This is a genomic window from Limnobacter olei (assembly GCF_029087225.1).
In the GTDB taxonomy this organism is placed as follows: domain Bacteria; phylum Pseudomonadota; class Gammaproteobacteria; order Burkholderiales; family Burkholderiaceae_B; genus Limnobacter; species Limnobacter olei.
This window is the reverse complement of the sequence record NZ_JARFJD010000003.1, coordinates 1-26728: the sequence shown is the minus strand read 5'-3', so window position 1 is coordinate 26728 and position 26728 is coordinate 1. Positions and strand designations below refer to the sequence as shown.

At 52.4% G+C, this 26728-nt stretch carries 26 protein-coding genes and 1 tRNA gene; 17 read left to right on the top strand and 10 right to left on the bottom strand.

The annotated features are described in order from the left end of the window. The first annotated feature begins 57 nt into the window (after positions 1 to 57). The 7 genes from PY990_RS02870 to PY990_RS02840 all read left to right on the top strand — a co-directional run bounded on the left by PY990_RS02870 (position 58) and on the right by PY990_RS02840 (position 7975). Positions 58 to 1494 carry a coniferyl aldehyde dehydrogenase gene (locus PY990_RS02870; RefSeq protein ID WP_275270315.1) on the top strand — a complete coding sequence of 479 codons (1437 nt, stop codon included), beginning with the start codon at positions 58 to 60 and terminating at the stop codon, positions 1492 to 1494. A gap of 12 nt (positions 1495 to 1506) precedes the next feature. After that, positions 1507 to 2304, top strand: a complete 798-nt coding sequence (locus PY990_RS02865; RefSeq protein ID WP_275270314.1) for a ParA family protein — start codon at positions 1507 to 1509, stop codon at positions 2302 to 2304. A 318-nt stretch (positions 2305 to 2622) separates the two neighbouring features. Continuing rightward, positions 2623 to 4851 carry a penicillin acylase family protein gene (locus PY990_RS02860; protein ID WP_275270313.1) on the top strand — a complete coding sequence of 743 codons (2229 nt, stop codon included), beginning with the start codon at positions 2623 to 2625 and terminating at the stop codon, positions 4849 to 4851. Positions 4852 to 4896: 45 nt separating this feature from the next. Beyond that, positions 4897 to 5520: a ParA family protein gene (locus PY990_RS02855; RefSeq protein WP_105027316.1), complete on the top strand. Its 624-nt coding sequence runs from the start codon at positions 4897 to 4899 to the stop codon at positions 5518 to 5520. Positions 5521 to 5624: 104 nt separating this feature from the next. Next, positions 5625 to 6035 (top strand): DNA-binding transcriptional response regulator, encoded by a 411-nt coding sequence (locus tag PY990_RS02850; RefSeq protein WP_105027315.1) that lies wholly within the window; start codon positions 5625 to 5627, stop codon positions 6033 to 6035. Between the two features lie 106 nt (positions 6036 to 6141). Continuing rightward, on the top strand, positions 6142 to 7668 hold the full coding sequence (locus PY990_RS02845; protein WP_275270312.1) for a pilus assembly protein TadG-related protein: 1527 nt from the start codon (positions 6142 to 6144) through the stop codon (positions 7666 to 7668). 40 nt (positions 7669 to 7708) lie between these two features. Further along, positions 7709 to 7975, top strand: a complete 267-nt coding sequence (locus PY990_RS02840; RefSeq protein WP_275270311.1) for a hypothetical protein — start codon at positions 7709 to 7711, stop codon at positions 7973 to 7975. Positions 7976 to 8007: 32 nt separating this feature from the next. Here the strand turns inward: PY990_RS02840 and PY990_RS02835 are convergent, their stop codons facing one another. The 3 genes from PY990_RS02835 to PY990_RS02825 form a co-directional block, all read right to left on the bottom strand. After that, positions 8008 to 8463 (bottom strand): hypothetical protein, encoded by a 456-nt coding sequence (locus tag PY990_RS02835; RefSeq protein WP_275270310.1) that lies wholly within the window; start codon positions 8461 to 8463, stop codon positions 8008 to 8010. Further along, the gene (locus PY990_RS02830) at positions 8460 to 9605 is read right to left on the bottom strand and encodes a hypothetical protein (RefSeq protein WP_275270309.1); all 1146 of its coding nucleotides are present in this window, start codon (positions 9603 to 9605) and stop codon (positions 8460 to 8462) included. The genes PY990_RS02835 and PY990_RS02830 overlap by 4 nt, the downstream gene beginning before the upstream one ends. 208 nt (positions 9606 to 9813) lie before the next feature. Beyond that, positions 9814 to 9889, bottom strand: a tRNA-Phe gene (locus PY990_RS02825). A 126-nt stretch (positions 9890 to 10015) separates the two neighbouring features. On the opposite strand from PY990_RS02825, the gene PY990_RS02820 reads away from it, so the two are divergent. Together PY990_RS02820 and PY990_RS02815 are read left to right on the top strand one after the other, a co-directional pair. Next, positions 10016 to 11251: an FAD-dependent monooxygenase gene (locus tag PY990_RS02820; protein ID WP_275270308.1), complete on the top strand. Its 1236-nt coding sequence runs from the start codon at positions 10016 to 10018 to the stop codon at positions 11249 to 11251. An 86-nt stretch (positions 11252 to 11337) separates the two neighbouring features. Further along, the gene (locus PY990_RS02815) at positions 11338 to 12147 is read left to right on the top strand and encodes a DsbC family protein (protein ID WP_275270307.1); all 810 of its coding nucleotides are present in this window, start codon (positions 11338 to 11340) and stop codon (positions 12145 to 12147) included. 25 nt (positions 12148 to 12172) lie between these two features. Here the strand turns inward: PY990_RS02815 and mltA are convergent, their stop codons facing one another. Then, on the bottom strand, positions 12173 to 13417 hold the full coding sequence (gene mltA / locus PY990_RS02810) for a murein transglycosylase A (protein ID WP_275270306.1): 1245 nt from the start codon (positions 13415 to 13417) through the stop codon (positions 12173 to 12175). 141 nt (positions 13418 to 13558) lie between these two features. Beyond that, positions 13559 to 13942 carry a Co2+/Mg2+ efflux protein ApaG gene (gene apaG / locus PY990_RS02805; protein ID WP_275270305.1) on the bottom strand — a complete coding sequence of 128 codons (384 nt, stop codon included), beginning with the start codon at positions 13940 to 13942 and terminating at the stop codon, positions 13559 to 13561. 151 nt (positions 13943 to 14093) lie between these two features. On the opposite strand from apaG, the gene rpe reads away from it, so the two are divergent. The 7 genes from rpe to trpC all read left to right on the top strand — a co-directional run bounded on the left by rpe (position 14094) and on the right by trpC (position 20123). After that, complete coding sequence (gene rpe, locus PY990_RS02800) at positions 14094 to 14774, top strand: ribulose-phosphate 3-epimerase (RefSeq protein ID WP_275270304.1); 681 nt, start codon at positions 14094 to 14096, stop codon at positions 14772 to 14774. A gap of 6 nt (positions 14775 to 14780) precedes the next feature. Continuing rightward, positions 14781 to 15461 carry a phosphoglycolate phosphatase gene (locus PY990_RS02795; RefSeq protein WP_275270303.1) on the top strand — a complete coding sequence of 227 codons (681 nt, stop codon included), beginning with the start codon at positions 14781 to 14783 and terminating at the stop codon, positions 15459 to 15461. After that, positions 15461 to 16963 carry an anthranilate synthase component I gene (trpE, locus tag PY990_RS02790; protein ID WP_275270416.1) on the top strand — a complete coding sequence of 501 codons (1503 nt, stop codon included), beginning with the start codon at positions 15461 to 15463 and terminating at the stop codon, positions 16961 to 16963. The genes PY990_RS02795 and trpE overlap by 1 nt, the downstream gene beginning before the upstream one ends. 94 nt (positions 16964 to 17057) lie before the next feature. Then, positions 17058 to 17609: a hypothetical protein gene (locus PY990_RS02785; RefSeq protein ID WP_275270302.1), complete on the top strand. Its 552-nt coding sequence runs from the start codon at positions 17058 to 17060 to the stop codon at positions 17607 to 17609. A gap of 88 nt (positions 17610 to 17697) precedes the next feature. Further along, the gene (locus tag PY990_RS02780) at positions 17698 to 18267 is read left to right on the top strand and encodes an anthranilate synthase component II (protein ID WP_275270301.1); all 570 of its coding nucleotides are present in this window, start codon (positions 17698 to 17700) and stop codon (positions 18265 to 18267) included. A 20-nt stretch (positions 18268 to 18287) separates the two neighbouring features. Next, complete coding sequence (gene trpD / locus PY990_RS02775; protein ID WP_275270300.1) at positions 18288 to 19325, top strand: anthranilate phosphoribosyltransferase; 1038 nt, start codon at positions 18288 to 18290, stop codon at positions 19323 to 19325. A 9-nt stretch (positions 19326 to 19334) separates the two neighbouring features. Next, positions 19335 to 20123 carry an indole-3-glycerol phosphate synthase TrpC gene (gene trpC / locus PY990_RS02770; protein ID WP_275270299.1) on the top strand — a complete coding sequence of 263 codons (789 nt, stop codon included), beginning with the start codon at positions 19335 to 19337 and terminating at the stop codon, positions 20121 to 20123. On the opposite strand, the gene PY990_RS02765 is transcribed toward trpC, so the two are convergent. Genes PY990_RS02765 through PY990_RS02745 form a run of 5 tightly spaced genes read right to left on the bottom strand, consistent with a single transcriptional unit; the run spans position 20120 to position 25546 of the window. Then, positions 20120 to 21955 (bottom strand): M61 family metallopeptidase, encoded by a 1836-nt coding sequence (locus PY990_RS02765; RefSeq protein ID WP_275270298.1) that lies wholly within the window; start codon positions 21953 to 21955, stop codon positions 20120 to 20122. The two genes, trpC and PY990_RS02765, sit on opposite strands and share 4 nt — an antisense overlap. 16 nt (positions 21956 to 21971) lie before the next feature. Then, a complete protein-coding gene (gene acuI, locus PY990_RS02760; RefSeq protein ID WP_275270297.1) occupies positions 21972 to 22955 on the bottom strand; it encodes an acrylyl-CoA reductase (NADPH) in 984 nt (327 codons plus the stop codon). Positions 22956 to 23003: 48 nt separating this feature from the next. Next, positions 23004 to 23486, bottom strand: coding sequence for a DUF3429 domain-containing protein (locus tag PY990_RS02755; protein ID WP_275270296.1), 483 nt, complete (start codon positions 23484 to 23486; stop codon positions 23004 to 23006). Between the two features lie 3 nt (positions 23487 to 23489). Then, on the bottom strand, positions 23490 to 24770 hold the full coding sequence (locus PY990_RS02750) for an FAD-binding domain-containing protein (RefSeq protein WP_275270295.1): 1281 nt from the start codon (positions 24768 to 24770) through the stop codon (positions 23490 to 23492). Positions 24771 to 24799: 29 nt separating this feature from the next. Next, positions 24800 to 25546 (bottom strand): SDR family NAD(P)-dependent oxidoreductase, encoded by a 747-nt coding sequence (locus PY990_RS02745; protein ID WP_275270294.1) that lies wholly within the window; start codon positions 25544 to 25546, stop codon positions 24800 to 24802. A gap of 155 nt (positions 25547 to 25701) precedes the next feature. Between PY990_RS02745 and PY990_RS02740 the strand changes: the two genes are divergently transcribed. Further along, positions 25702 to 26478, top strand: coding sequence for an enoyl-CoA hydratase (locus PY990_RS02740; RefSeq protein WP_275270293.1), 777 nt, complete (start codon positions 25702 to 25704; stop codon positions 26476 to 26478). The last annotated feature ends 250 nt before the right edge of the window (positions 26479 to 26728 follow it).

The following is a 26728-nucleotide window of genomic DNA, read 5'->3' as shown; positions in this document are numbered from 1 at the left end:
TGTGTACAACTGTAAGCGCCCTCACAATCGAATCTCAGTGATACGGAGAATGGATTGTTGGATCGAGTCGATAACCTACAACTGGTCAGTGGACGATTGCAGGATGTGTTCGATTGCCAACAGCGATCCTACCGGGCCAATCCCCACCCCACCAAACAAGAACGAATCAGCAACCTGGATTTGCTTGAAGAAATCATTCTTCGCAATGAAGAGGAGTTGCTCGATGCAATGTCTGAAGATTTCGGCCATCGTTCCCGGCATGAATCCACCATGCTCGATATCGTCAGCAGCCTGTCTGCTGTCCGGCACAGCCGAAAGCACCTGGGTTTGTGGATGAAGGTACGCAAAGTGCCCACGCCATTGCAACTTCGCCCGTCGGTTTCTTACATCAAACCCCAGCCCCTGGGCGTGATTGGCATTATCACTCCCTGGAATTTTCCGGTATATCTCAGCTTTGCGGGCTTGGCCTCAGCGCTGGCCGCGGGCAATTGCTGCATGCTCAAACCCAGCGAGTACAGCCCAAGAACTTCCGCGTTGATGGCCCGTTTGCTGGAAGGCAATTTTGGCGAAGAACATGTGGCGGTAATTGAAGGCGATGAAACTGTCGCGGATGCTTTTTCTCGTTTGCCATTTGACCATCTGCTTTTCACTGGCTCGCAACGGGTAGGGCGCTTGGTGGCCAAGGCTGCGGCTGAAAACCTCACCCCTGTTACGCTTGAAATGGGTGGAAAATCGCCTTTGATTGTTGCGCCCAGCGGCAATGTGGCGCAGGCCGCTGCATGTGCTGCGCACGGCAAAATGATCAATGCCGGGCAGGTGTGTGTTGCACCCGATTACGCCATGGTGCATGAAAGTCAGCTCAGGCGTTTTATTTCTGAGGTGAAGCGGGCTTCCCACAAGCAGTACCCCACCATTCGAAATAACCCCGATGTGTCATGCGTCATTAACTCCAGGCACATGGAACGTTTGCGCGACCTGGTCGAAGATGCCCGAAAAAAGGGGGCAGAAATCATCGAGATCAACCCCGCCCACGAGGTCTTTGAGCCTTCGGCCAAGAAGTTTCCTCTCACGCTCGTGGTCAACCCAAACCCTGACATGCGAGTCATGCAAGAAGAAGTGTTTGGCTCCATTTTGCCCATTCTTGCCTATCGAACCCTGGAAGAGGCAGTTGCTCAGGTTCAAACCAAAGAAAGGGCGATCGCGCTTTACCTGTTTGTCAGCAAGCAAGCTGAAAAAGATCTGGTGCTAAGCCAAACCGTGTCTGGCGGTGTTACTGTGAACGATGCCATGTGGCATGCGCTGAACGACCACATGCCCTTTGGTGGGGTGGGTGCCAGCGGCATGGGTGCATATCACGGTTTGGTGGGTTTCAACGCAATGTCCCAGCTTAAACCTGTTCTGGAGCAATCCAGATTCAATGCGGCGCCCCTGCTGCGCGCTCCCTATGGCAAAGTGTTCGAAAAAGTTGTTACAGTATTGAAAAAAATCGTCTAAGGGGAATTGCGCATGCGTCGGGTGGTCTTCAACCAAAAAGGTGGGGTTGGCAAATCCACCATTACCAGCAACCTGGCGGCGATCTCGGCCAACAGTGGCTTGAAAACCCTGTTGATCGATCTTGATCCGCAAGGCAACAGCACCCAATACATCATGGGTCGCGGTTCGGCGCCCCTTGAATACTCCCTAGCCGATTTTTTCGATCAAGCCTTGAACTTCAAAATTCGCCCCAAAAAAAGCACCGAATTTGTGGTTGAAACACCCTATGAGAATCTTGATTTGCTGGGTAGCCACCCCGCACTTGAAGAGCTACAGGTGAAGCTTGAATCACGCTACAAAATTTTCAAGCTGCGCGAAGCGCTCGATGAACTAAAAGGTCAATATGACCGTGTTTATATCGACACGCCTCCCGCTTTGAACTTCTTCTCGCGCTCTGCGCTTATTGCGGCTGATTCAGTGCTCATTCCTTTCGATTGTGATGAATTCTCTCGTCGCGCCTTGTACAACCTCATGGATGCGCTCAATGAAATACGCGCCGACCACAACCCTGCGCTTGAGGTAGAGGGCATTGTGGTCAACCAGTTTCAGCCCCGCGCAAGCCTGCCGCAAAAACTGGTTGCTGAATTGCTGGAGGAGGGGCACCCGGTGTTGAACACCTGCCTGTCCTCTTCCGTCAAAATTCGTGAAAGCCACGAGGCGGCCAAGCCGATGATTCATTTCATGCCCGCGCACAAGCTTAGCCAGGAATTTGTCGCCATGCACACTGAGATCGAGGCGGCCGCTGCAAAGCGCAAAAAGAAAGTGGCGTAATCTTCTTTAAGCCCTTTCTGTCATATCCCTGAAACCTGAGGGCAGCACACTCATGCATTGATTTCAATTCAATGTGAGTGTGTTCAATGCGCCAAGCCATGGTTTGGGTTAATAAGCTGGGTGGGCAGTTCAAAGCGGCTCGCCAACAGCGCCTTCAGAAGAAACTCCAGAAGCGCCTGGGGAAACTGGTTTCCTACGGCCTCTCTTAAGGGTTGCCTCAGGACCGTATTCAATCCCTCAGCCTGACCTGTTTTGCTCAAATCCCTTGGTCCTTCCCAAAACCCCCTGCTTCGCAAACTTGCACGGGGGCTTGCCCGCTTGTCCAGCTCCATGGGCTGGTTGTCAGTTCGCTATCCCACCTACACACTTGAAGACCGGCTGCAACAATTCAAGGCTTTAAGCTTGCCGTTCCCTGCGGGCACATTCATTCGATTCAACGAATTTTTTGTGCCCTACGTTTTTTCTGGTTCGGACCGCGATGGTGCTTTCGCACTGGGAACAATCACAGAGTTTCAACGCGGTCCACAGTTGCAGTTCCTGAAGCGCCTCGCTCAAGGCCGCCTGTCTGAAATGGGTGGGCGTGGCTTTGTCGACATGGACCACCTGATTCGCTTGCTCAATTTTGGCCGTGCCGCACCTGAGATTTGGTCCAATATGCCCAAAAGCAGTCAGGAATGGGTCGAAGGCTTTGTGGCTGGGTTGAACTGTGTTCAAGCCCAGCGCAAGCGTGGGGTCGATGAAAAGTTTTTGGGAATTCAACTTGAACCGTACACCCCTTTGGATATTTTGCTGTTTGGGCGGCTTGCGGGCGCCGATGTGAACTGGCCTATTTATTTCTCGCTGATTGAGCATCGCCTGTCGGGTGACTTCATCGAATGGTGGAACCGGCTTCGCCGAGTGGGGGCAGGGGTGTCCACCAGTTTCGACAGTCCGAATTCCGGCAGGCCCAGCACAGCCCAGCAAATTGGCGAGTTTCTGAACAGCCTGTCCCGTTCTGGCAGCAATTCAATCGTGGTGCATGGCACACGCACACAAAGCGGCAAGCCGCTTATGGTGAACGACCCCCACTTGGGTCAGCACTTGCCCAATGTGTGGATGATGGTGGGGCTGCGCACGCCCACTTACCAGTGTGTGGGTTTGATGTTTCCGGGCGTGCCCATACTGGGCCTTGGGAGAAACCCAAACCTGGCTTGGGGCGGCACCAATTTGCGTGCCGCTTCGTCAGATCTGGTGCGCCTGGACGACAGCACCTTGCACAATACGGCCGAGCAGGTGGTAAAAATTCGGGTCCGCTTTTCATGGTCTCGAACTCGAAAACTCAGGTTCTCCCCCCATGGCCCTGTGCTTACAGATTGCGCGGCTTTGGGGCGTTTGTGCGGCAAAGACAACCTGGCTTTGCGTTGGGCAGGGCACTGGCCGACCGATGAAATCACCAGTTTTTTGCAGGGCATGCAGGCGCAGAAGGTAGAACAATTGCAGCAGGCCATGCATGGCGTGGGCGTCACTCCGCTCAATGTGCTGGGGGCTGATACGGCTGGAAATATTGGTCATGTGTTGGCAGCCACCTTGCCCAAGCGGCCCGGTTTCCCGGAAAACGATTGGGTATTGGCCGAGTCCATGGCCAGTGAACACTGGTCGGTGCAGGTGTGTGCCCGCGATTTTCCCAGTGTGATCAACCCGGCTGCCGGTTTTATTGTGTCTGCCAACAACCGGCCTTCAGAGGTAACCGGCTTGGGGTTTCTGTTCAATGGCGACGATCGCGTCATGCGGGCACGGGCTTTGTTCAATACTCAAAAAAGATTCACTCCACAAACCCTATTGGCTCTGCAACTGGATGTGACCTCACCGCTAGCCGATCAATTGTCCAGTCAACTGGCTGAGTTTTGCCGCCCCTACTTGCGCAACAGTGAACAGGCTGTGTTGTGCAATTCAATTGATTTGTGGGGCGGTGCTTACACCGCCGACAGTTTTGCCGCGCTTCAATTCGAATTTTTATTGGCTGCGTTGGTAAAGCAACTGTCAGTTTTGCGCTACGCGGGCCGAACACCCAGCCTCATGGATCAATGGTCTTATCTGTCAGCCTGTTTGATGGAAGACCTTGAAAATCTCACCGACGCGGAGCGGGCTAAAATTGTGTCGCTGTGTGTGGACGAGGCAAACCGCAAGGCTCAGCATTGGCAACTTTGGGGTAATTTGCACAAAATCCGCTTGCGTCATGTGCTTGGGCATGTGCCTTTGCTGGGCAAGTTGTTTTCTTCGAAATCGTTTCCTGCTGCGGGTTCCCGGGAAACCTTAATGAAAAACGCACACAACTTGATTCGGGGTTTTGATGAGACCAGCTACGGTTCTCAAAGTCGGCACCTCTCCGACCTTTCCGATCCCGACGAAAATTATTTTGTGCTGCTGGGTGGGCAAGATGGCTGGGTGGGAAGCCAATTATTGACTGATCAAATTCCGTTGTGGCAAACCCGGCAAAGCATTCAAATGCCGTTGCGGCCAAGCCGCATCGAACAACTTTTTCCCCACTGCATAGGCAGGTTAGAATAAATTCTCGATATTGCCTTAATTTCCTATTGCACAGGATGTCCACCCATGAAAACCATCATCATTAGCAGCCGCAAAGGCGGGGCTGGAAAAACAACGCTGTCCTTGAATCTGTCCGCTTTGGCCAGCCAGCAAGGCAAGAAAAAAGTGGCCTTGCTTGATCTGGATCCCCAGGGTTCCAGCCGCTTTTGGGATTCACTGCGGGAGGCCGATTATCCAGATGTACGAAAGGTGGGTTTCAATGACATCGTGATTGCGCTTTCCGAGCTTGAGGACGAGGGCTATGACTATGTGTTTATTGACATGCCCCCCACGGATAAAAAATGGGTCAAGGACGCCATGGAGCATGCTGACCTGGTGTTGATTCCAACCAAGGCCAGTCCGCTGGATATTCACAGCGCAAGCAGCACACTAGAGTGGGCATCAGACGCTGGTAGCAAGGTAACCTGGGTCATCAACGGTGCTTCTGTGTTCAGTAGCACCCCGGAAATCGTGTTTGAACAGCTCAAGGCCACAGCCAAGATTTGTCGCACCATTGTGCATGAGCGCAACGACTTCGTGATCAGTGTCGGCTTGGGTAAATCGGTCAATGAATTCGCGCCGAATTCCAAATCGGCTGCGGAAATTGACAGTTTGTGGCGGGAAATCAAGGCCATGCTTGGCAGGGCCTGAGCTCGTGGTCTAAACCAGGGCCTGCACCAAAACGGGCCTTTTCATCGTCGTGTTTCTGGCACCTTAATTGCTAAATAACTTCCAGACATCAAAGGGAGGGGGCAATGACTACGGTGCTCATCGTCGATTCAAACAAGGACTCACGCTTGGCGCTGGAAGCTCAATTAACGGCATCCAATCAGTTCGAGCGTGTCTTGTCTTGCCCAGGCTTGCAGCTCGCGGAAAACTCAATTCATCAATATGAAGTAAAAGTCATGTTGATTGATGCGGAGCAAGCCAGTCAATCCCCGCTGCTTCACCAAATCAAGGCCAACAATCCCGAATTGGGTGTTGTTTTGCTTCAAGGCAAAACAGGTGTTATTGACGCCGCCACTTTGATTGAACTGGGCGCGCATGCGCAAACCTCTCCGCTGGCTGCTCCCATGGAAATCATCGCCAGTGTGGCCAAAGCATTGGTTGGTCGCCTCAAACCCAGCAAACGAATTCTTGGCAAATTCCTCAAAGACAGCAAATAAGCCTGTACTGAAAACACGATCTGAATGCTTATTTCCCGCCAGCTTCGGATATCAAATTGATGGTTTTTCATGCAAAATCAAGCTTGTTCGCGCTTGCAGCTTAACCATGTCAACACAATTTTCCAGGTCTGTTCCAGTGTCATCCCGCCAGCGCGGAGCCATGACCATTCTTACCGTATTCATCATGCTGATGACGGTGGGTGCTTTGGCTGTGTTGGGTTTGGGGCAAGTGGTTTGGGAGAAAGAAGAGGTGCAGCGCATTGCCGACCTGGCTGCCAAGGCTGCCGCAAGCGATATTGCGAATGCTCCTCAGGGTTTTACCGCGGCTGTCGACTATGCAAGGCGCAATGGTCTTGATGACAGTACCGATAACCTCTCGATCAATTGCAATGTGCGGGGCACCGACACTTTGCTGCCAGCCAGCGCCTGCGATCGTTCCGTGTTGGTTCGGTTGGTGCGCAATGTACCTGCTGCTTTTTTGGGAACTGAGCCTGTTGTAGCCGTGGCCGAGGCCACCGTTACACCCCTAATTTCCGGGATTGTGGGCACCAATTTGCTGTCTGTGAATTTGAATACTGGGGTTTTGTCACCGTTGCTACAGCAAATTGGGGTGAAACTTGCCCTTAATCTGGTTGGGTTTTCCAATTTGTTACAGTCTGACCTACAGGTTGATTTACAGCAGCTTGCTTCAAATCTGAATGTTCCTGGTAGCGATTCGGGGCTTGATCTTGACGCTTTACTGTCGGAATCTGTAACCGTCAATCAATTATTGACGCAAGCCGCGGCGGTAGCTGGTCTGCCCGGGCCCGGATTGGGTTCCATGAATGATCCTGCGCTGAATACGGAATTCTCATTGGGGGATATTTTTTCGGCAGATCAAGCGATAGAGGCCGATACTCCAGTGGCGTCAGTTCGTTTGGGCAACCTTGCTTTTGCAGCGACATTGTCTGCAGCAAGCTTGTTACCCCAAAATACCCTTCAACTTAATGTTGGTGACACTGTACGCGCCAGCGTCATAGAGCCGCCACAACTATTTATTGCGGTTAAGCGGGACAGTGATGGTGAAATCTTGGCCACAGCGCGCACTGAACAGATCCGATTGACGACAAAAATCAATGGTGTGGTTGATGTGGTCTTGACCGCTGGCGGTGGGGAGGTAGACATACGTGATATTGAATGCAGACTGCCCCAATCAAGTTCGGCAGTTGTGGCTGAAATGCGCTCTTCCGCGGTGAATGTCTCTGTGGATCTCCCTTCTTTGCCTTCTGTGATCGGGCTCTTTGGTGTTGTGTTGGTACCAGGTCGAGATCCAGCCCCAATTAATTCTCAACTGACAGTTGAAAGTTCTTCCTCAGAGCGTTTTGAGGGTTACCCTGATCCTGTTCTGGAGGCCAGATATTCTTTTGAGACATCTCAGGGTTTGCCAGATCTCCTTGATCAAATCAACACGGAATTGGGTCTTCTTGGTTCCTTGTTGACAGTTCTTAATGTCAATTCGCCAGTCAAGGTCGCACTAAGTTTACTCGGGGCTCGGCTTGATTCACTGCTCGAACTGTTGGGCTTGGGGGTCAACGAGGTTGTTGTTCAAGTCGACAACATGGATTGCTTTAACACGGCAGTGCTGACCCGTTGAGTTACACTTTCCCCTACATCAACAAAAGTGGGGCACACTCATGGGCGAACAACGGGTTTGGTACGGCTTGCAAGCGGGCTTGGTGGTTTTTTGGCTAATTGTTCCACTGGTCGGGCTGTTGGGTTTTCACGTTCCGTTTCTCACCCTTTTCGCAGCCATTATTTTGCTGGCGCATATACTTGAAATCCCCTTGGCCATTAACCGCCTTCGCGCACTGAACCTGCCTGTGGGCAAAGTGGTGTTGAAAACCTTGGTGTTTGGTTTCACTTGGTGGCTACCTTTGAGCAAAGGCTATACCAGGGAATAAAGGGGTCTCAAACCGGGCAGGTTTTTCTTGCCTCACTTCAGGCGAATCACCTTGACACCCTCGGGCAGCTTTGGTTTTGTACCAGGTGGCATCCACAGGTAGCCTATGCCGTCGGGCTGCTCTTTCAGAGTCGCGAACAATTCCTCCTTGTTCTCAACTTCCGCCGGTGGTGTGCCTTGGCCGGTGTACCGGCGTACATGCCAGTAGCCGGTGTAGTCCAGTTCGTTCAAATTCATGATGCGCTGTAAAAACTCATCACGATCGGCGGTACCTGGGGCTGCATTCAGTGGCTTCAGGCTGTGCCCATTCACCTGGCTCAGGCGTCCTTTGTAAATGCTGCGAAGTTCACGAATTGCAATTTCGTTTACCGGATGGTTTGCGGAAGTTACAAGATACACCTCAGCCGAGGCGGCGCCAACAACGCCCAACATCAAATACAAACCGATTGAAGCAGCGGCTTTCACAAAACCGGTAGTGCGCGCAATCATTGCCACACCCAGTTGTAAGACACGCTCAGAAAATTGAACGTGGTGTTGGGAATGCGGTTGTCAGACAACTGCGGTCTATTGCTTTTTTCGACAACATGCTGCAATTCAAGCTTGATCGAGTCGGATGGGCTAAGGTTGTATTTTCCCCCCACTGCAAATGAATACTGATCGTCAAATTCGGAGATAAAACGCCCGTAACTGCCGTATACAGCGTGTTTTTCAAACACTTTGCGGATTAATAAGAGATTCGCACCATGTTCCTCATATTTGGGTTCAACAACGAATTGTCTCGGAGTGCCGGGAGCTAAAAAGCCACTGCCTGTCGCCGCTATTTCGGTTAGGCTAAATTCCGTACGAATGGTGTAATTAATCCAGCTATATTCGATGCCCAGATTTGTCAGTCGCCCAGAGATGTCGATTCGTCCGTCAATAACGGGAAGGCCATCGAACTGCGAAACTTGTCGGTCCACTTCCACTCCGTGATGAGCGATTTGAATCCGGTAGTTTTCGCCCTCCACGCCAAGCGAGATACCATCGATCTCAAAAGAGTTTTGTGGGAAGTCACCTCTAAAGTTCGTGAGGCGCTGAACGATGTCCTGCTTGCCAGTAATGGCCTGTAGATTCCAGTACCGTCCAGCAGCATCTTCAAAACTGTAATTCGCTGAGAAGCCGTCGGTGGCCAATACACCCGCATCGTAATACAACTCAGGGTTTAAGTTAGTGGGTACATACGTATGACCGACGTTTAGGTTTTCAGAATCTAAGTACAGATTTAGCCGCTGACGCCCAAGTTTAAATTGCCAGTTGTCGTTGGGTTTGTATTTTAAGAATGCCCAGCGGTTGTCGAACTCGATACCCTCATCGCGTCTCTGCTTCGGGGCGGCAACGTATTGCACGGTCGCGCTGAATTGTTCTGATAACTGGACATCCAGCTGCGCACCCAAAATCGAATTGACTTTGAAGGTGCCGTCTTCGTTGATGAATCGTAAGTACTTCTGTTCGTTGTCGCCCAAGGTGTATTGAACGGTGCCGAATCCACTGAGCGAATAGTCCACCGCCATGGCTTGCCCATGGGCAAACGCAAGGCCTGCGGAGAGTGCCGCGGCCTTTAGCAATTTGGGCAATATGTGGGCAAGGTTCAAAAGCTGACTCAATACATATTATTTTTAGAGTGTGCCCATTATCAGGTACTTAATAGCACCACAACAATGAAAGACCAAGGTGTCGTTTTAGTTTGTCCACAAAAGGTAACACTGTGGTTGTAAGTTGCAACCAAACGGCCGAGGCAAATTGCTCGTGCAATTCGATGCGAATTGAATGGAACTGTGGAGGAATGTGAGAACTGGGTGGTGGTGGCCGAGGACAGAATCGAACTGCCGACACAAGGATTTTCAATCCTCTGCTCTACCGACTGAGCTACTCGGCCACGCGTTTTCGGTGGTGTTCACTACCGAAGCCCGCAAGTTTATCCGAAACTTGGGCGTTGCGCAAACAACAAATGCAAAATCGCTGTAGCATGTTCAATAATTAATAAAGCCAGTCCTTCCGACCCATGAGCAATTCTACAAGTATGCAGCCTCTACAAACGCCCAGCTACGATGTGGCCATTATTGGTTGCGGTGTGGTTGGGCTTGTTGCTTCTCTGGTATTGGCCAGTTCTGGTTTCAAAGTACTGGTGGTTGGGGCACGTCCACCCCAGTTTCAGCCCAATCCCGATCAGCGATTCGATCCCCGGGTGTTTGCCTTGTCACATCGAAGCCAACGCGTACTCGACCGGCTCAGGGTATGGGACAACATTCCCAGCGAGAAAGTGCAGCCCGTCACCGAGATGCAGGTGTGGGGCGATTCCAGCGGCGATGCGCAGGGCCATTTGCGTTTTAACGCGAGTGACACGGGAGTTGACTACCTCACCTGGATTATTGAGCAAAGTTGCCTCTTTGATGTGTTGTTCTCCGCAATGCGCTACCAGCCAGGCATTGATTGGCTTGATGCAAAAGTAGAGGGCCTTTCCCGCGAAAAAGAGGGATGGGCTGTGGTGACCAACCTGAAAACAGTGCGTGTCCCCCTGCTGATCGCCGCGGACGGCGCGCAAAGCCAAACCCGCAAGCAGGCTGGTCTCGATTTCGCGCTTGATGACTACAGTGCTGAAGGCGTGGTGACCACCTTCGCCATTGAAAAGCCGCATCACGGGGCTGCACGCCAATGGTTTGCAGGCGATTCCGTCTTGGCCATGTTGCCGCTGCCGGGGCCACATGTGTCCATGGTGTGGTCCATGCCCTTGTCGCAATCTCAGGCGTTGGTGCAACTCAGCCCGGCAGACATGGTCAATCGTGTGAAGTCTCTCTCGGGCGGCGCGGTTCAAGAGCTGTACGGTGATCTGGTGCTGGTGGGTAAAACCTATGCCTTTCCGCTCAAGCATGGTGTTGCGCCGGTTTGGTTCGACAACGGCGTTGTATTGATGGGTGATGCCGCTCACGTCATTCACCCCCTGGCGGGTCAAGGTCTGAACCTCGGGCTTGAGGATGCAGCCGAGTTGGCCAATTTGCTCACCTCACGTAAGCGCCTTCTGGCTGTACAGCGCCTGGGCCTTGCTGACGAGCAATTATGGCGCGCCTGGGAGCGTCGTCGCAAAGCGGCTTGCACGCCTGTGCATTTTCTTACCGATGGCCTGCACACCTTGTTTCGTCTCGACCTGCCAGGTGCTGCCTGGGTGCGCAACAAAGGCATGCACCTTGTCAACCAATTGCCCATGCTTAAACGTTGGTTGTCCCAACAAGCCATGCGCTAGCTGCAACTGAAAAGTCCTGGCGCAATGAACAAATTGCCTTCAAGCGTGTCCTAACTACAATTCATCATTTTTATCCAAGCAGGCCTATGAAATTCAATTTACCTTTGTCCCTTCGCAAGCGCAGCGGTGCTGTTGTTTTCTCTGTAATTGCCTTGTCAGCGGGCGCATGGGCCTTGTCCCAATCAGTTCAGCCTGTGCAGGCGGCGGCAAGCAAGTCGCAGGTTGAGCGCATTACCGCAGCTGTGAATGAGTCTTTGGGGGCATCCGGTGTCAAGGTGGTATCGGTCAGCGACATCGAGTTTATCGATGGTTTGTTTGAGGTGGTGGTGAATCACAATGGCACCAAGAAAATCATTTACACCAATGCCAGTGGCAGCCATCTTATCTTGGGCGAGCTTATGGAAAGCAAGTCCATGGCCAATTTGACCGAAGCCAGGCTGGACAAGCTCAATGCCATCAATTTCGAGAAAGATCTTCCATTGGGTTTGGCCTTGAAATCTGTTTACGGGACTGGCAGCCGGAAAATTGCCGTGTTTGAAGATCCCAACTGTGGCTATTGCAAACGTTTTCGCAAGGAAACCTTGAGCAAGTTACAAGACACCACTGTGTACACCTACGTATATCCGGTCCTGGGCCGCGATTCCGTCGACAAAGCGCAAAAGGTAATGTGCGCCAGTGACAAGTCCAAGATGTGGGATGACTGGATGCTGAAAGACCAATCTCCTACTGGAAATGGCAATTGCAATCCACCCATTGAAGATCTGGTCAGCTTGGGTCGGGGAATGGGCGTATCAGGTACGCCAACCGTATTTTTCCAGGATGGCACTCGTGTTAGCGGCGCCATCCCTTCTGCTGACCTGAATCGCCGCATAGCAGCGGCGTCAAGGGCCAAATAAAAACTTAAGCAAGGCCTTGGGGTTTTCAGCTTCCGCTTTCAGGCAGTGGCGTGCCCTTTGGCCAAATCAGCCACATTTTCAAGGGTTGGCGGGTCAGGCCAGCAGCTGTGCCAGCCTCTTCACCTGTTCCCCAGAAATAGTCAGCACGTACCCGGCCCCGAATGGCGCCGCCAGTGTCTTGGGCCAAGGTGCCCTGCGCAATGGGTGCATTGGTCACCGGGTTGCTGGATTCAATCCAGATCGGGCTGCCATAAGGTATTTTTTCACGGTCAATCGCCAGGCTGAGTTGGCCAGTCAAGGGAACACCCATGGCGCCCACTGGGCCTTCTTGTGGGCGCAGTACTTTGTTTTCCTTGAAAAACACCACGCTGGGGTTGGCATTCAGTAAATCATCCAGCTTGCCGGGGTTGGCTTTTGCCCAGTTTCTGATACCCGGAATGGTAGCCTGCGCAGCGGTCAACTCTCCGCGATCCACCAGCACTTTCCCGATGGATTTATATGGGTGGCCGTTCTGCTCGGCGTAACTCAAGCGAATTACGCTGCCGTCTGGCAAGGTCACTCGGCCTGAACCCTGCACCTGCAACAAAAATGCGTCCAGTTTGTCGTTTACCCAAACAATCGGTTTTTCACGGTCTGGTCCCAAGCGCTCCCATTCTGCCCTGTCAAAGAAAGGAACCAGCGTATTGCCCTGCAGGCGGCCACGCAGACGCTTACCTTTCAGTTCCGGGTACTGCTCGTCTAGCTTTACGGTAATCAAATCCGCGGGCACACCGTAAAGTGGCGCATTGTATGTACCTTGTGCCTGGCGTGCGCCTTTTAACAGGGGTTCAAAGTAACCAGTCAGCAAACCTTCTTTCTTGCCGTCTTCCTGCTGAAGCTGCCACACATCAAAGTTCGCCTCCATCCAGATTTGTGCAGGCAGCAGCGCATTCCCGCTCAGGTTTTGTCGGGCTTTGCGGCAGGCTTCCAGCAAGCCGGTGGGGGTGGCTTTGCGTTTGGCCAAGGCATTGCCATTGACTGAGCACTGCTCTGAAAATGCCTCCAGAAAACGTCCGTGGTTGGCGGTGCTCCATCCTGGCAAGCTTGAAAAGTCAGATTTCACAAACAGTGGCAAGGCCGGTTTTTCATCTTTTTTCTCGGTCTGAGCCTGTTTTTCTCCTGCCGGGCATGAACATTCAGCCGTTTTCGGGGTCGGAGCAGTAGCGCATCCAGATAGAATCAAGGCGGCCAGCACGGTGCTGGGCCACCAACAACGGAGTGGATTGGACATGTGGTTACTCATTGCGGAAATGGTTTTGGCTTTGGGCCTGATCGTGTTCATTATGTGGTGGACGTTGAGGGCCAGAGTAGATCATCCAGTCGAAAAACCCGACGAAGAATCATCAGCACCAAGCACGCCCCCCCACAAAGATTAGTGCAGCACCCGGGGCATTGACAGCAAAAACTCAGGCACTGGCACATCAAACTGCTCGCCGCCTTCGCCCACAAAGGTGTATTTGCCTTTCATTGTACCTACCGGGGTGGGTAAGGGGCAGCCACTGGTGTATTCAAATCGCTCACCTGGGCGCAGAGTGGGTTGCTCGCCCACCACCCCATCGCCTTTCACCTCCTGAACAATATTGTGCGCATCGGTAATAATCCAGTGGCGGCTCAGCAACTGCGCTGTTCTCTCGCCCACATTCTCAATTTCAATGGTGTAGGCGAACACATAAGGGCCTTTTTCCTTGTCGCTTTGTTCGTCAAGAAACTGGGTGCTGACCCGAACTTCAAAAAGGTATTCTGACTGGCTGCTCATGCTGCGTGGCTTGTTGGTCTGTACGTGGCTTTCAAGTATGACTTCAAACCCCCGTTTTCACAAATCCGAAGCGGCTTTACATGTCATTTGCAGGCTGCAACTTCGTTTAAACTCTTGCTTTGATTTACGAATTCTTCACCGAAGGCACACCATGAACCCGTTTGTTATTGCCCCCAGTATTCTTTCAGCCGATTTTGCCCGTTTGGGCGAAGAAGTGAAAAACGTGATTGCGGCTGGCGCGGACTGGGTTCACTTCGATGTAATGGACAATCATTATGTACCCAATCTCACGATTGGCCCTTTGGTTTGCGAAGCCCTGCGCCCCCACACCTCGGCGATGATTGATGTCCATTTAATGGTGCGCCCGGTGGATCGAATCATTCCCGACTTTGCAAAGGCCGGCGCGAACCTCATCAGTGTTCACCCCGAAGGCACAGATCACCTCGATCGCACTTTGGGCCTGATCCGTGATTCTGGCTGTCAGGCCGGTATTGTGCTGAACCCGGCCACCCCGATTTCCTGGGTAGACCATGTCATGGACAAGCTTGACCTTGTTTTGGTGATGTCTGTGAACCCAGGTTTTGGAGGTCAAAGTTTTATTCCACAGGCCCTGGTGAAGCTGGCCGAATTGCGCAAGCGAATTGACGCCCATGTGGCCAAGGGCGGACAGAATATCCGCCTTGAGGTGGATGGCGGCGTGAAGCCCGACAACATAGCGCAAATCGCGCGCGCAGGTGCCGATACCTTCGTTGCTGGCTCAGCCATTTTCGGCAAGCCCGACTACAAGGCCGTGATCGATCAAATGCGCGCCGAGCTCGCCACTACGAGATAAACAATCATGACCAAGCAAGCAGTATTGTTCGATCTGGATGGAACACTTTTACACACCGTGCCCGATCTGGCCGCCGCAGTGAACGCCATGTTGGTTGACTTGGGCAAACCTGTTTTGCCTGAGGAAACAGTGGCCGTGTATGTGGGCAAGGGCGCGGAAAATCTGGTTAACCGAAGCCTGACTGGCAGCATGACCGAGAAAGCATCACCTGACTTGTATGCCCGGGCCATGGCCAACTGGCAAAACCACTACACCCAGATCAACGGCAATCACTCGGTGTTTTATCCCGGCGTGAAAGAAGGGCTGGAGTTGTTGAAAAATGGGGGTTACAAGCTGGCGGTGGTTACCAACAAGCCTGAGCGTTTCACAAAACCCCTGTTGGAGCGCACCGGCATTGCCCATTACTTCGAGGTTGTGGTGGGTGGTGACACCTGCCCGGTTAAGAAACCGGATCCCATGCCAGTAACCCACGCATGCAAGCTGCTCGGCGTTGATCCTTCGCAAGCCTTGATGATCGGCGATTCCGTGAACGATGCGCTGGCTGCCAATGCTGCAGGCGTTGAGTGCTGGCTGTTGCCCTACGGTTACAACGAAGGGCGATCTGTTCATGAAACACAGTGCGATGGCATCGTGAACACTATCGAGGAAGCTGCACAACGTCTGCTGGGCGCACGGGTACCACAATGATTTCTCAAACTGAATTCGAAGCATTTGCTGCGCAAGGTTACAACCGTATCCCACTAATTGCGCGCTGTTATGCGGACCTCGATACGCCCTTGTCGGTGTATTTCAAACTGGCCAACAAGCCCAACACTTTCCTGTTGGAATCGGTCGTTGGTGGCGAGCGTTCCGGCCGCTATTCCTTCATTGGACTGCCTTCCAGCATAACCATCAAAGTAGTGGAACATTCGGTCGTGGTGCAGCGGCAGCGCGAGGATGGCACGCTCGAGACACTGGAAACCTTCAGTGGGGACCCGTTGAAATTCATCGAGCAATACCATGCCCGTTTCAAGGTGCCGCCAGTGCAGGGCAGCCCTCGGTTTTTTGGTGGTCTGGCGGGTTACTTTGGTTATGACACCGTGCGCTACATGGAGCCTCGTCTGGAGGCCAGTCGAAAGGTTGATGACCTTGGCATACCCGACATTCTGCTCATGTTCACCGATCGCATGGCGGTGGTCGACAATATTCAGGGCACCATTCAACTGATTGTTTTCGTCGATCCGGCACAAGCGAATGCGTATGAAAACGGGGTGACTGAGGTCAAGCAGCTCATGGCTCAACTGCGCCAGCCCATTGCAATTCCGGTTTCGGGCAGCAGTGAAAGCACGCCAATTGAACGCAGCATGAGCAAAGATTATTTCTTTGACATGGTGGCCAGATCGAAGGAATACATCGCTGCTGGCGATGTCATGCAGGTGGTGTTGGGCCAGCGGCTCAGCAAGCGCTTCACCCAAGACGCACTCATGTTGTACCGCGCCTTGCGCTCCTTGAATCCATCGCCGTATTTGTTCTACTACAACTTCGGCAGCTTTCAGGTGGTGGGTTCATCGCCAGAAATTCTGGTTCGGCAAGATCAGGTTGAGGGCAAGCCTCCTTTGGTCACACTGCGCCCCATTGCCGGTACTCGTCCGCGCGGCAAAACACCTCAAGAAGACATCGCGCTGGCTGAGGAGTTATTGGCTGATCCCAAGGAGATCGCAGAGCATGTCATGCTGATTGATCTGGCTCGCAACGATGTGGGCCGCATTGCGCAAACAGGTTCGGTGCAGGTCACCGAGAAAATGATCATTGAGCGCTACTCGCATGTCATGCACATTGTCAGCAACGTGCAGGGCGATTTGAAGCCCGGCATGGGGGCAATGGATGTGCTGCGCGCCACTTTCCCGGCGGGCACGCTTTCCGGTGCACCCAAGGTACGCGCCATGGAGATCATTGACGAACTTGAGCCCACCAAGCGTGGCGTTTATGGCGGTGCATGCGGTTATCTCAGCTTCACAGGCACCATGGATGTGGCGATCGCCATTCGCACCGGGGTTGTGAAAGATCAAACCCTGTATGTTCAGGCCGGTGCAGGCGTAGTGGCTGATTCTGTGGCTGAAAGTGAGTGGCTGGAAACCGAGAATAAAGCGAGGGCAGTCATGCGGGCTGCTGAACTTGTGCAAGCCGGGTTGGATGGCGAATTGACCTGAGTCTCCAGAACGGACCTTTCCCCCAGTCAGGTAGCTCTAACATTTAACACTTGTTCATACCCTTGACCGGTGCCAATGATAGGTCGAGGTTACCATGCGCTTGCTTGTCGTAGAGAAGGATGTCGATGTTCAACAAAAATGGCTCGAGGCCGTGCAGCCCCACTGGAGTGGGCAAATCGAGCAGGTCGACAGCAACGAAGACGCATTGAGCAGGTTGCGCAGTCCCTACTTTTTCCCTGTGATGGTGTGTCTGGCTGATCGCGAAACCATCTTGCAGGCACGGGATCGCGGTGTTCAGCGTTTTGTGATTCGACCATGTGAACCTGCCCAGCTTATTCATGAAATCAATCAGCATGTGCTGGATGGCACCCAGGAAAACACGCGGGATGCTCAGGTTCAGTTACAGGTCATGTACCACACCCTTAACAGCCTGTGTCATGGTCCAATTACTCACCGGCAACTGCAATGGCTCAAACAACGTTGTACCGGGAATCACCTGCACATGGCCCGTATCGCGATTGATCAGATCATTCGTTACATGGACCGCCCCAACCACAAAACTGCTGAAATCAAGAATGCGTTGATGGAAATTTCTCTTCAGGTGCAACAACGGGTTGATCGTGTGCTGGGGCCGCAATACGCCTGAAATGCGCCAGGCGGGGTGGGGGCATGTGCTATAATTTTGCGTGTTCCGGTGAAAGCCATCCTTTTTTACGCCAATATGCAGGCCCATCATGCTGTTGATGATCGACAATTACGACAGTTTTACTTTTAATCTCGTCCAGTATTTCGGGGAGTTGGGCCAGCAAGTGCATGTTGTTCGCAACGATGCCATCACGGTCGATGAAGCCTTGGCGCTCAAGCCGAGTGCAGTGTGTGTGTCGCCAGGCCCTTGTTCACCCGCGCAAGCCGGCGTATCCATCGAAATCATCCAGCGCATGGCCGGCGTGGTGCCAGTGTTGGGCGTGTGTTTGGGGCATCAAGCGATCGGAGAAGCTTTTGGTGGCAAGGTGGTGCGTGCAAAAACAATCATGCACGGCAAAACATCACCGGTACATCACCGAAATATGGGTGTGTTCGAAGATTTGCCCAATCCACTCACCTGCATCCGTTACCACTCTCTGGCCATCGAGCGGGAAAGCTTGCCTGACTGTCTCGAGATCACCGCAGAGACGGCGGATGGAGAAATTATGGGGGTGCGCCACAAAACCCTCGACGTCGAGGGTGTTCAGTTTCACCCCGAGTCCATTCTCAGCGACCGCGGTCACGATCTGTTGAAAAATTTCCTCAAGCGCGTTAATTAAACACTTTGCATCGAAATCTCATGTCCCAGCCAATTAACTACTCTGCCGTTCTGAATCAATTGCTTGCTGGGCACGATCTGTCGCACGAACTGACGCGCGCTGCATTTCAGCAATTGTTAAGTGGCGGCCTAACTACAGCGCAAATCGCGGGTTTGCTGGTGGGTTTGCGGGTCAAAGGCGAAACAGCAGAGGAAGTGGCGGCAGCTGCACAAGTCATGCGGGATCTGGTCACCCCGGTTGAATTACCCGCAGGTACTGAGGTGGTTGACCTGTGCGGCACCGGTGGCGATGGTGCACAAACCTTCAACATCTCAACAGCCTGTATGTTTGTGCTGGCTGGTGCTGGTGCAAAAGTGGGCAAGCATGGAGGACGCAGTGTGTCGTCAAATTCGGGCAGTGCCGATGTGCTCGAATTGCTTGGGGTCAACATCAATCTGAAGCCTGTCCAGGTGGCTCAATCCATTGAGCAGGTCGGCATCGGCTTCATGTTTGCGCCCAACCACCACAGCGCCATGCGTTTTGCAGGTCCGGTTCGCAAAGAACTGGGTGTGCGCACCGTGTTCAACATTCTCGGCCCACTGACCAACCCGGCCAATGCCAAGCGACAGGTCATGGGTGTGTACAGCGCCAATTTACTGGAATTGCAGGCTGAAGTGCTTCGGCGATTGGGTTCTGTGCAAGCGCTGATTGTTCATGGTGAAAATGGCATGGATGAATTGTGTATCGAATGCGACTCAAATATCGCGGAGCTGCGTGATGGCGAAATTAAGCACTACAGCATCAAACCCGAAGATTTCGGCCTCACTCGTGCATCGCATGGCAGCTTGCATGCCGGTTCTGTTCAAGAGTCTCGCGACAAAATTTTCCATGCATTGAACGGCAAGGGTGGTGCCATCGGCGACATCGTGTTGCTCAACAGCGCAGCAGGCCTGTATACGGCAGGAGTCGCTAGCAGCCTGAAGGAGGGCATCGATATCGCCCGCGCAACAGTATCCAGTGGAGCAGCGATACGCAAACTCAATGAATTTGTCGATTTCACCAAATCGATTGAGCAATAAGGCAGCATCATGAGCGACATTCTTGACCAAATTCTCGCCACAAAACGCCAAGAGATTGCGCAGGGCAAACAGGTATTGTCTGAAGTGCAATGGTTGGCAAAAGCCGCCAGGTTGGCACCAACGCGAGGTTTCGCCAATGCCATGAAAACTGCGGTGGCCAAAGGTTTGCCAGCTGTCATTGCAGAGGTAAAACGTGCCAGCCCCAGCAAAGGTATTTTGCGCGAACCCTTCGACCCCGTTGAAATTGCGAAAAGTTACGCCGAGCATGGTGCAACCTGCCTGTCAGTTCTCACCGATATTCAATACTTCAAAGGCGCGCCCCAGTACCTTGACATGGCCCGCGAAGCCAGCGGCCTGCCTTGCATCCGAAAAGATTTCATCATCGACACCTATCAGGTTGTGCAAGCCCGTGGTTTGGGTGCTGACGCCATCTTGTTGATTGTTTCGGCCTTGCAGCTGCCTCAACTGCTGGAACTCGAGCAATGTGCCAATGAACTGGGTATGGATGTGCTGGTGGAAGTGCACGATGCACAAGAAATGGACATTGCCTTGCAGTTAAAAACACCTTTAATCGGCGTGAACAACCGAAATTTGCGAACCTTCGAAACCTCATTGCAAACCACGCTCGATCTAAAGGGCAGGGTAGGCCCTGAACATTTGTTGATCACCGAGAGTGGCATAGCCACCCGTGAAGATGTGGCATTGATGAGATCAAACGAAGTCCATGCGTTCTTGGTAGGCGAGGCGTTCATGAGAGCACCCTCGCCAGGCCAGGCGCTGGCCGATCTTTTTTATTAAAGCCATGGAGCAGGAACAGTATCGCCCTCAATCTGTTCCAGTTTCTGGATCGTCCATTCATTAGACACCGGTTTGCCTGCCACCAAATTAAATTCCAGCAATCGCTCCGCTCGAAATGCAACTGCCCGCAGTTCAGCGCCTGGCTTGCTTGCTGCCAACAGCCGTTTGTAGTGCGTTTCAGTCAGTCTTTTTTCGCCCAAAGCCACCAGTAAATCGCCTGCTGAAATTCCGCTTGCATGCGCTGGGCTGCCGTTGATCACCTGTTTTACCAACATGCCTTCGGCTTTGAATTGGCCGTGTAAGCCGAGGTAAATCTGCTCATCATTCTGGGTTTGGTTGAGTGTAAAACCATAAGCCTTTAACGCATCGCCCAGTGGCAGCTCTTCCGTGCTCTGTGTCCACTGCGAAATTTCCTGTCCAAGGTCAACTCCAGTGGCTTCAAGCACCAAACCTGGAAATTCGTTTTCCTGTAATCCCTCTCCGCTTAATCCCTTTCTTTGCCACATCAGTCGCATCACATCGTCCAGGCATTTTTGTCCGCCGGTTTGCCGTCGAAGTGCGGAATCAATACACAAAGCCACCAGCGAGCCTTTGGTGTAATAACTCACAATGGCGTTGGGTGCGTTTTCGTCCTGTCGGTAGTATTTGGTCCAGGCATCGAAAGAACTGTCGGCCACGCTTTGGTTCAAACGGCCAGGTCCCTTCATCACCTGCGCAATGTTTCTACCCACGCTTTTCAGGTAAGCCTCTTCACTCAGTTTGCCCGCGCGCGCCAGCATCACATCGTCGTAGTAGGAAGTGAAGCCTTCAAAAATCCAAAGTAGTCGAGTGTAGTTCTCCTGGGTCAAATCGTAGGGAACAAATGCGGCGGGCTTCATACGCTTCACGTTCCATGAATGAAAGTACTCATGGCTGCAAAGCCCCAGAAAACCTTCGTAGCCTTTGGGTGCTTTCTCAACGCCGCGTTGCGGCAGTTCATTGGTGTTGAAAAGCAAGGCGGTGCTGTTTCTGTGTTCCAGTCCACCGTAGCCGTTGTCAGTTGCATGCAGCATAAACACATAGCGTTCAAATGGCGCTTGCCTGGTTTCTGGCTCGAACAGGGCAATTTGCGCTTCGCACACCGGTTTCATGTCATTGCAAATGCGCTGCAAATCTAGGTCTGTATCGGCACCATACACGGCGAATATATGTTCAACGCCGAAGGCAGAGAAACTTTCAACCTGCAATTCACCCATTTCCACCGGGTGATCGATCAAGCTGTCAAAGTCGGTTGCCTTAAACTTGACTGAGCTACCCGCTCGCAAAACCGGGCAACCATGAGTGTCTTTCAATGTGCCTGGCTGGCTGGGCAAACCACAGGCAATTAGCCAATCCTGCAAATACTCCCCAGGTCTTGAAATGGTTAATTCAACTGCTTTTTGTTCAAATCCCTTTGGGCACAAAAACAAGCTGGTCCCGTTGAAAAAACCATGAGTATCATCCAGGTGTGCACCGCGTACTGACAAATCCCAGGCGTACACCCGCCATTCGCACTGAATTAACAGTGATTGCGAAGCCGGCACAAGTTGCGCGGCATCCACTTGAACACGCCAAGTATCCTTTTTTTCCCGGGTGCAAGCAGTTTCAAGCGACCCCACGCTCGCTCGCACATACAGCACATTTCGGGAAAACTCCCGAATCAGGTAGCTACCCGGAATCCAGGTGGGCAAGCTCAAATCAATCCAGCGCTTGTCCTCAGGGCCTTGCAGTTGTTGCGGTGCAATTTCGAATTGCAGCTGAACATCGAAATAGTGGCCTTTCGGGTCTGCCACCGTGACTTGGTAATGCAACATGTCAATTGTCTGTATATTAAATTTTGATCAACACTCGGCCAGTGTTTGTTCCCGCCATAATTTCCGCGGCAGCCTCAATCGCGCCCTCCAATGAAAGGGTGCGAGTCAAATCATTCAGCTTTTTCAAATCGAGGTCTGAAGCCAGTCTGCGCCATGCCTCTTCACGTACCGCAAGCGGCGCCATTACTGAATCAATCCCTTTCAAGGCAACACCTCTCAAAATGAACGGCGCCACTGAAGAGGGCAAATCCATGCCTTGAGCCAATCCACAAGCGGTCACTGTGCCGCCGTATTTTGTTTGTGCACAAGCATTGGCCAAAGTGTGCGAACCCACACAGTCCACTACACCAGCCCATCGCTCCCGTTGCAAGGGTTTCCCGGGTTCACTCAGCAACTTGCGGTCCAATACCTCACTGGCACCCAAGCCTTTCAGAAACTCGGCTTGCTCAGGTTTTCCGCTGGTGGCAACAACGGTGTATCCAAGCTTGTTCAACAGCACAATAGCAATGCTGCCGACACCACCGGTCGCACCCGTCACCAAAATTTCACCGCTCTCTGGTTTTACACCGCTTTTCTCCAGGCCCAGCACACACAACATGGCCGTGTAGCCCGCAGTGCCAATTGCCATCGCCTGCGCCGCACTCAGGCCCTCGGGGCGTTTGATCAGCCAGTCGCCCTTCAATTTGGCTTTTTCTGCCAGACAGCCCCAATGGGTCTCACCCACACCGAACCCATTCAGAATCACTTCATCTCCAGGTTTGAATCCAGGGTGGGCACTTTCCAGCACAGTACCCGCGCCGTCAATACCCGCCACCATGGGCCACTGGCGTACCACGGGCGACTTGTTGCAAATGGCCAAGCCGTCTTTGTAATTGAGAGTAGAGTGGGAAATTTGAACCAGCACATCGCCAGATCCAGGCAACTGAGTCTCGTCCAGCTCTTCAACACTGGCCTTGAATTCGCCTTGTTCGTTTTTCTGAAGAAATACCGCCTTGAACATACTTTTTCCATCCTTGCTTCTGATCAGTCTTGATTCAAGACTACACCATTAGGCAAAGCAGGCGGTCACCAGCAATCCAAGAATTGCACCCAAAGTCAGATGGTTTCTCAAGCGCAGGTAAGCATCAAACGCTTTCATGGGTTTTAAAAAGCGTTGGTCCACCAGCCACACCAAACCCAGAATCAGTGCAAGAATCCACAGGGTGAACTGTGGTGGTGAAAATGCGCCGGCCAACCACGCCAGCAGCGAGGGCGTCACACCCCAGATAAAACTTCGAGTTTCAAATTCCGCTTGGTCCAGTCCCGCGAGGTAGGTGGCTTGGTCCTGGCTACTCAGCGAAATGGCCAATCCCCAATGCACAGCGCCCAGAAACGAAACAATGCACAAGGCATAAATCAGGTTGTAGTTGGCCAGTTGGCCGGCAGTCTCCGTGCCGGTGTAAATCCCGGTCAGTACGGCCAAACCCAAAAAAGGAATCAATCCTGCGTAACCAAGAACACTCATCCAGTGCGTTTTCAATGCCTGTGCCATTTGTCAATCCACCAAAATGCCGCCATGTATCGCCTCTTCCAGGCTACCTGCCATCAAGGTGGCTTCTCTGTAAAAGCGCGAAAAACTCTGTTGAAAGCGGGTCGGGTTCGGCAGCAGCTTGTCCTCTAGTGCCCATCGCACCGGAAAGCATCGCCCCATCATCAAGTAGCCTGAATTCAATGTTTCTCTTATTTCAAACTCGGCGCCGGTTTTCATGAAGCCAGCCAGCATGCTTGTGCAGTGTCCAATGTCATCCGTGTTCACAACCCAGATCTGGTCGCAGCCCGTTTCCATGGCGTTCAACACGAAGTCCCATCGCTGTTTATTCCACGGGTGCGCTTTGTGAAAAGCACAGTCAATCAGCCCCACTCGCAACTCACCACTTTGCGTTAAATCAAAACAAGCTTTTAGGTCCCAAGGGTGAACCAAATTGATCTTCTTGAAGTTACTCATCAGTGCGCTGCACGAGTCAACACCAGCTTGCTGGCGAAGATCCACCGTCTTGCGCTTCAGCGTATCGCTCAATAGCTCAAGATCGAAGCGGTGGCTAGTCGGCTCAGCGACTCCAACGGGTGGCGCATTTTTCTCGCGCCCCACATCGCGTTTGCTCCGAGCGATCGATTCAAGGTCTTCATAGTCGGTGTCGATCGCAGTACCACTACAATCCCATTTCGGAGCGTATTTCTTCACATTGTCCGAGTTAAACACGTATGGTTTGTGGCTGAACGTACCTGCAACCCACTGCCAGCTCAAATGGTTGGAGGCCAGGTCTCCATCCAGCAAATGGGCATACATCCAGTCCGCGCCCACTTTCCAGTGCACCTTGCGCATGTGTACTACATACGAGGCAATCCACATTCGCACATGGTTGTGCAAATAGCCAGTTTCGTAAAGCAAGGCCACCCCGGCATCGATTGCTTCAACCCCAGTTCGGCCTTCCCGGATATCGTCCGGCAATTGTTGGTTGTACCTGCCCGACCAAACAGGTCTGCGTACATCACTTAGAATCCCATTGCCTAACTCAGCATGCGCATGTTTAAAGAACTCGCGCCAAGCGAACTCGAAAATCAGCTTGTCCTCAAAACTCAGGCGATATTTCTCCATCAACACTTGGGTGGCTTCCCGAACGCTCAAATAACCATGGGTAATCCATGGGGACAGGCCTGTCACTGCTCCGTCCAGAAAATTCCTGGTGCGACTGTAAAGTACCGGGTCTACCTTTGCCAATGCATCCAATGCGGCATGGCGGCTCGGTTCAAATTTGTTGGGTGTCTGGTACTGCATGGCTAGCCCTTCTGTCAATCGGATGGGGTTTACTTCACAAGAGGGCGGATATTTCGGAATCCCCCATCGATATTTAATACGGCGCCGGTCATCCTGCTGGCGCCATCGCTTAGCAACCAATGCATCGCTTGGGCAACTTCGGCTGGTGTGTTAACACCCTGCAGGGGGTATTGCTTGGCACTTGCTGCCCGCATCATGTCGCTTTTCAGAAACGCCGAAGCAATAGGGGAGTCAGTCAAACCCGGCGCAACCACGTTAATCCGAATATTGTCAGCCGCATGTGTGGCAGCTGCTGATTTGGCCAGGCCTTCAACGCCAGCCTTCGCCGCCGCAATCGCCTCGTGATTGGGTACACCGATCCCCGTTGCACAGGTCGACACCAGCACTGCTGAGCCACCTACACCTTGAGCCTTCGCTTGTTTCAAAAACGCCCTCAAGCCGTACATGGCCGAAAGCAGGTTGACCTGCATGACGCTGTCAAGTTGAGCGTCGCTGGTTTTAACGAGTGGAGCCACCAAAATGGAACCCACGCAATGTGCGTAGCCATCAACATGCCGGCCTTCTGCAACCACAGCCTGAAAAGCCGCGTCCACTGAACTGGAGTCACAGGCCTGAACTTCTACTATATGTACCTTCGGGGTGTTGCCATAAAGAGCCTCAAGCACGGCGGCATCTCGTCCCGCAGCAACTACCTCCTGGCCCGAATTCACGCACAGCTGAATTAATTCTTGGGCAATCGCACTATTGGCGCCCATCACAAATACGCACTTTGTCATTATTTACTACCTGTTTTGTCCAAAGTGCCCCTATTTTGTCCTAGACAGAAAATAAAGTCACGTCTTCCTTCAAAACTCTTTTTAGTCGTCAATTCCTCGAATTTGAACGGTTAGACTTTCCCCATCCCTATTAATTAATAAGCTGGAGACTAAACATGAACTATGAAACCATCCTCGTAGAAACCATCGGCAAGGTGGGCTTGGTGCGCTTGAACCGCCCCCAAGTGCTGAATGCGCTTAACGACCAGTTGATGACGGAGTTGGGCCAGGCTTTGATGGACTTCGATTCCGATGACAACATCGGTGCCATGGTCATCACTGGCAACGACAAGGCCTTTGCTGCCGGGGCCGACATTGGTGCCATGGCCTCATTTACTTACATGGATGTCTATAAAAGCGAATACATCACTCGCAACTGGGAAACCATCCGCAATATTCGCAAACCTGTGATTGCCGCTGTCCGTGGTTTCGCTTTGGGCGGTGGTTGCGAGCTGGCCATGATGACCGACTTCATCATCTGTGCAGACAACGCCAAATTCGGTCAACCTGAAATCAAGCTTGGCATCATTCCCGGCGCTGGCGGTACCCAACGCCTGCCCCGTGCCATCAGCAAAGCCAAAGCCATGGACCTCTGTTTGACTGGTCGTCTCATGGATGCCGCAGAAGCCGAGCGTGCAGGGCTGGTTTCCCGTGTAGTCCCCGCTGACAAATGCCTGGACGAAGCCATTGAGGCGGCCACGGTGATTGCCGCCTATTCAAATCCCTCTGTCATGATGGCCAAAGAAAGCATTAATCGTGCATTCGAAGGGTCTTTGTCCGAAGGAGTGCTTTTTGAGCGCCGCATGTTCCACAGTTTGTTTGCCACTGAAGATCAAAAAGAGGGCATGGCGGCCTTCGTTGAGAAGCGGAAGCCCGACTTCAAGAACAAATAAGACCGAATTTTTCAAATTAATTTGAATTAAATTGGAATTAAATGGGTTCAAAGCTCTTTTTAAAGGGCTTGGGCGTCAAAAAAATGAAATATTTTCAGGGCTCCTTCGGGAGCCTGTTTTTTGTGCAACTCTGAAAAAAATCCTTGTGCTTCAGGGGCTTGTTTTCATCGTCTTGTGGGGTGGTTGGAACATACTTTTGATGTGTTGCAGAAAAATACAAATTTCTTCGCAAAAGTGTTTGACAGGTGGA

Bases quoted from the DNA above. Each gene is read 5' to 3' on its own strand.
- PY990_RS02865 (WP_275270314.1), top strand. From the start codon at position 1,507: ATGCGTCGGGTGGTCTTCAACCAAAAAGGTGGGGTTGGCAAATCCACC.
- PY990_RS02855 (WP_105027316.1), top strand. From the start codon at position 4,897: ATGAAAACCATCATCATTAGCAGCCGCAAAGGCGGGGCTGGAAAAACA.
- PY990_RS02850 (WP_105027315.1), top strand. From the start codon at position 5,625: ATGACTACGGTGCTCATCGTCGATTCAAACAAGGACTCACGCTTGGCG.
- PY990_RS02845 (WP_275270312.1), top strand. From the start codon at position 6,142: ATGTCAACACAATTTTCCAGGTCTGTTCCAGTGTCATCCCGCCAGCGC.
- PY990_RS02840 (WP_275270311.1), top strand. From the start codon at position 7,709: ATGGGCGAACAACGGGTTTGGTACGGCTTGCAAGCGGGCTTGGTGGTT.
- PY990_RS02835 (WP_275270310.1), bottom strand. From the start codon at position 8,463: ATGATTGCGCGCACTACCGGTTTTGTGAAAGCCGCTGCTTCAATCGGT.
- PY990_RS02820 (WP_275270308.1), top strand. From the start codon at position 10,016: ATGAGCAATTCTACAAGTATGCAGCCTCTACAAACGCCCAGCTACGAT.
- PY990_RS02815 (WP_275270307.1), top strand. From the start codon at position 11,338: ATGAAATTCAATTTACCTTTGTCCCTTCGCAAGCGCAGCGGTGCTGTT.
- mltA (WP_275270306.1), bottom strand. From the start codon at position 13,417: ATGTCCAATCCACTCCGTTGTTGGTGGCCCAGCACCGTGCTGGCCGCC.
- apaG (WP_275270305.1), bottom strand. From the start codon at position 13,942: ATGAGCAGCCAGTCAGAATACCTTTTTGAAGTTCGGGTCAGCACCCAG.
- rpe (WP_275270304.1), top strand. From the start codon at position 14,094: ATGAACCCGTTTGTTATTGCCCCCAGTATTCTTTCAGCCGATTTTGCC.
- PY990_RS02795 (WP_275270303.1), top strand. From the start codon at position 14,781: ATGACCAAGCAAGCAGTATTGTTCGATCTGGATGGAACACTTTTACAC.
- PY990_RS02785 (WP_275270302.1), top strand. From the start codon at position 17,058: ATGCGCTTGCTTGTCGTAGAGAAGGATGTCGATGTTCAACAAAAATGG.
- PY990_RS02780 (WP_275270301.1), top strand. From the start codon at position 17,698: ATGCTGTTGATGATCGACAATTACGACAGTTTTACTTTTAATCTCGTC.
- trpD (WP_275270300.1), top strand. From the start codon at position 18,288: ATGTCCCAGCCAATTAACTACTCTGCCGTTCTGAATCAATTGCTTGCT.
- trpC (WP_275270299.1), top strand. From the start codon at position 19,335: ATGAGCGACATTCTTGACCAAATTCTCGCCACAAAACGCCAAGAGATT.
- PY990_RS02765 (WP_275270298.1), bottom strand. From the start codon at position 21,955: ATGTTGCATTACCAAGTCACGGTGGCAGACCCGAAAGGCCACTATTTC.
- acuI (WP_275270297.1), bottom strand. From the start codon at position 22,955: ATGTTCAAGGCGGTATTTCTTCAGAAAAACGAACAAGGCGAATTCAAG.
- PY990_RS02755 (WP_275270296.1), bottom strand. From the start codon at position 23,486: ATGGCACAGGCATTGAAAACGCACTGGATGAGTGTTCTTGGTTACGCA.
- PY990_RS02750 (WP_275270295.1), bottom strand. From the start codon at position 24,770: ATGCAGTACCAGACACCCAACAAATTTGAACCGAGCCGCCATGCCGCA.
- PY990_RS02745 (WP_275270294.1), bottom strand. From the start codon at position 25,546: ATGACAAAGTGCGTATTTGTGATGGGCGCCAATAGTGCGATTGCCCAA.
- PY990_RS02740 (WP_275270293.1), top strand. From the start codon at position 25,702: ATGAACTATGAAACCATCCTCGTAGAAACCATCGGCAAGGTGGGCTTG.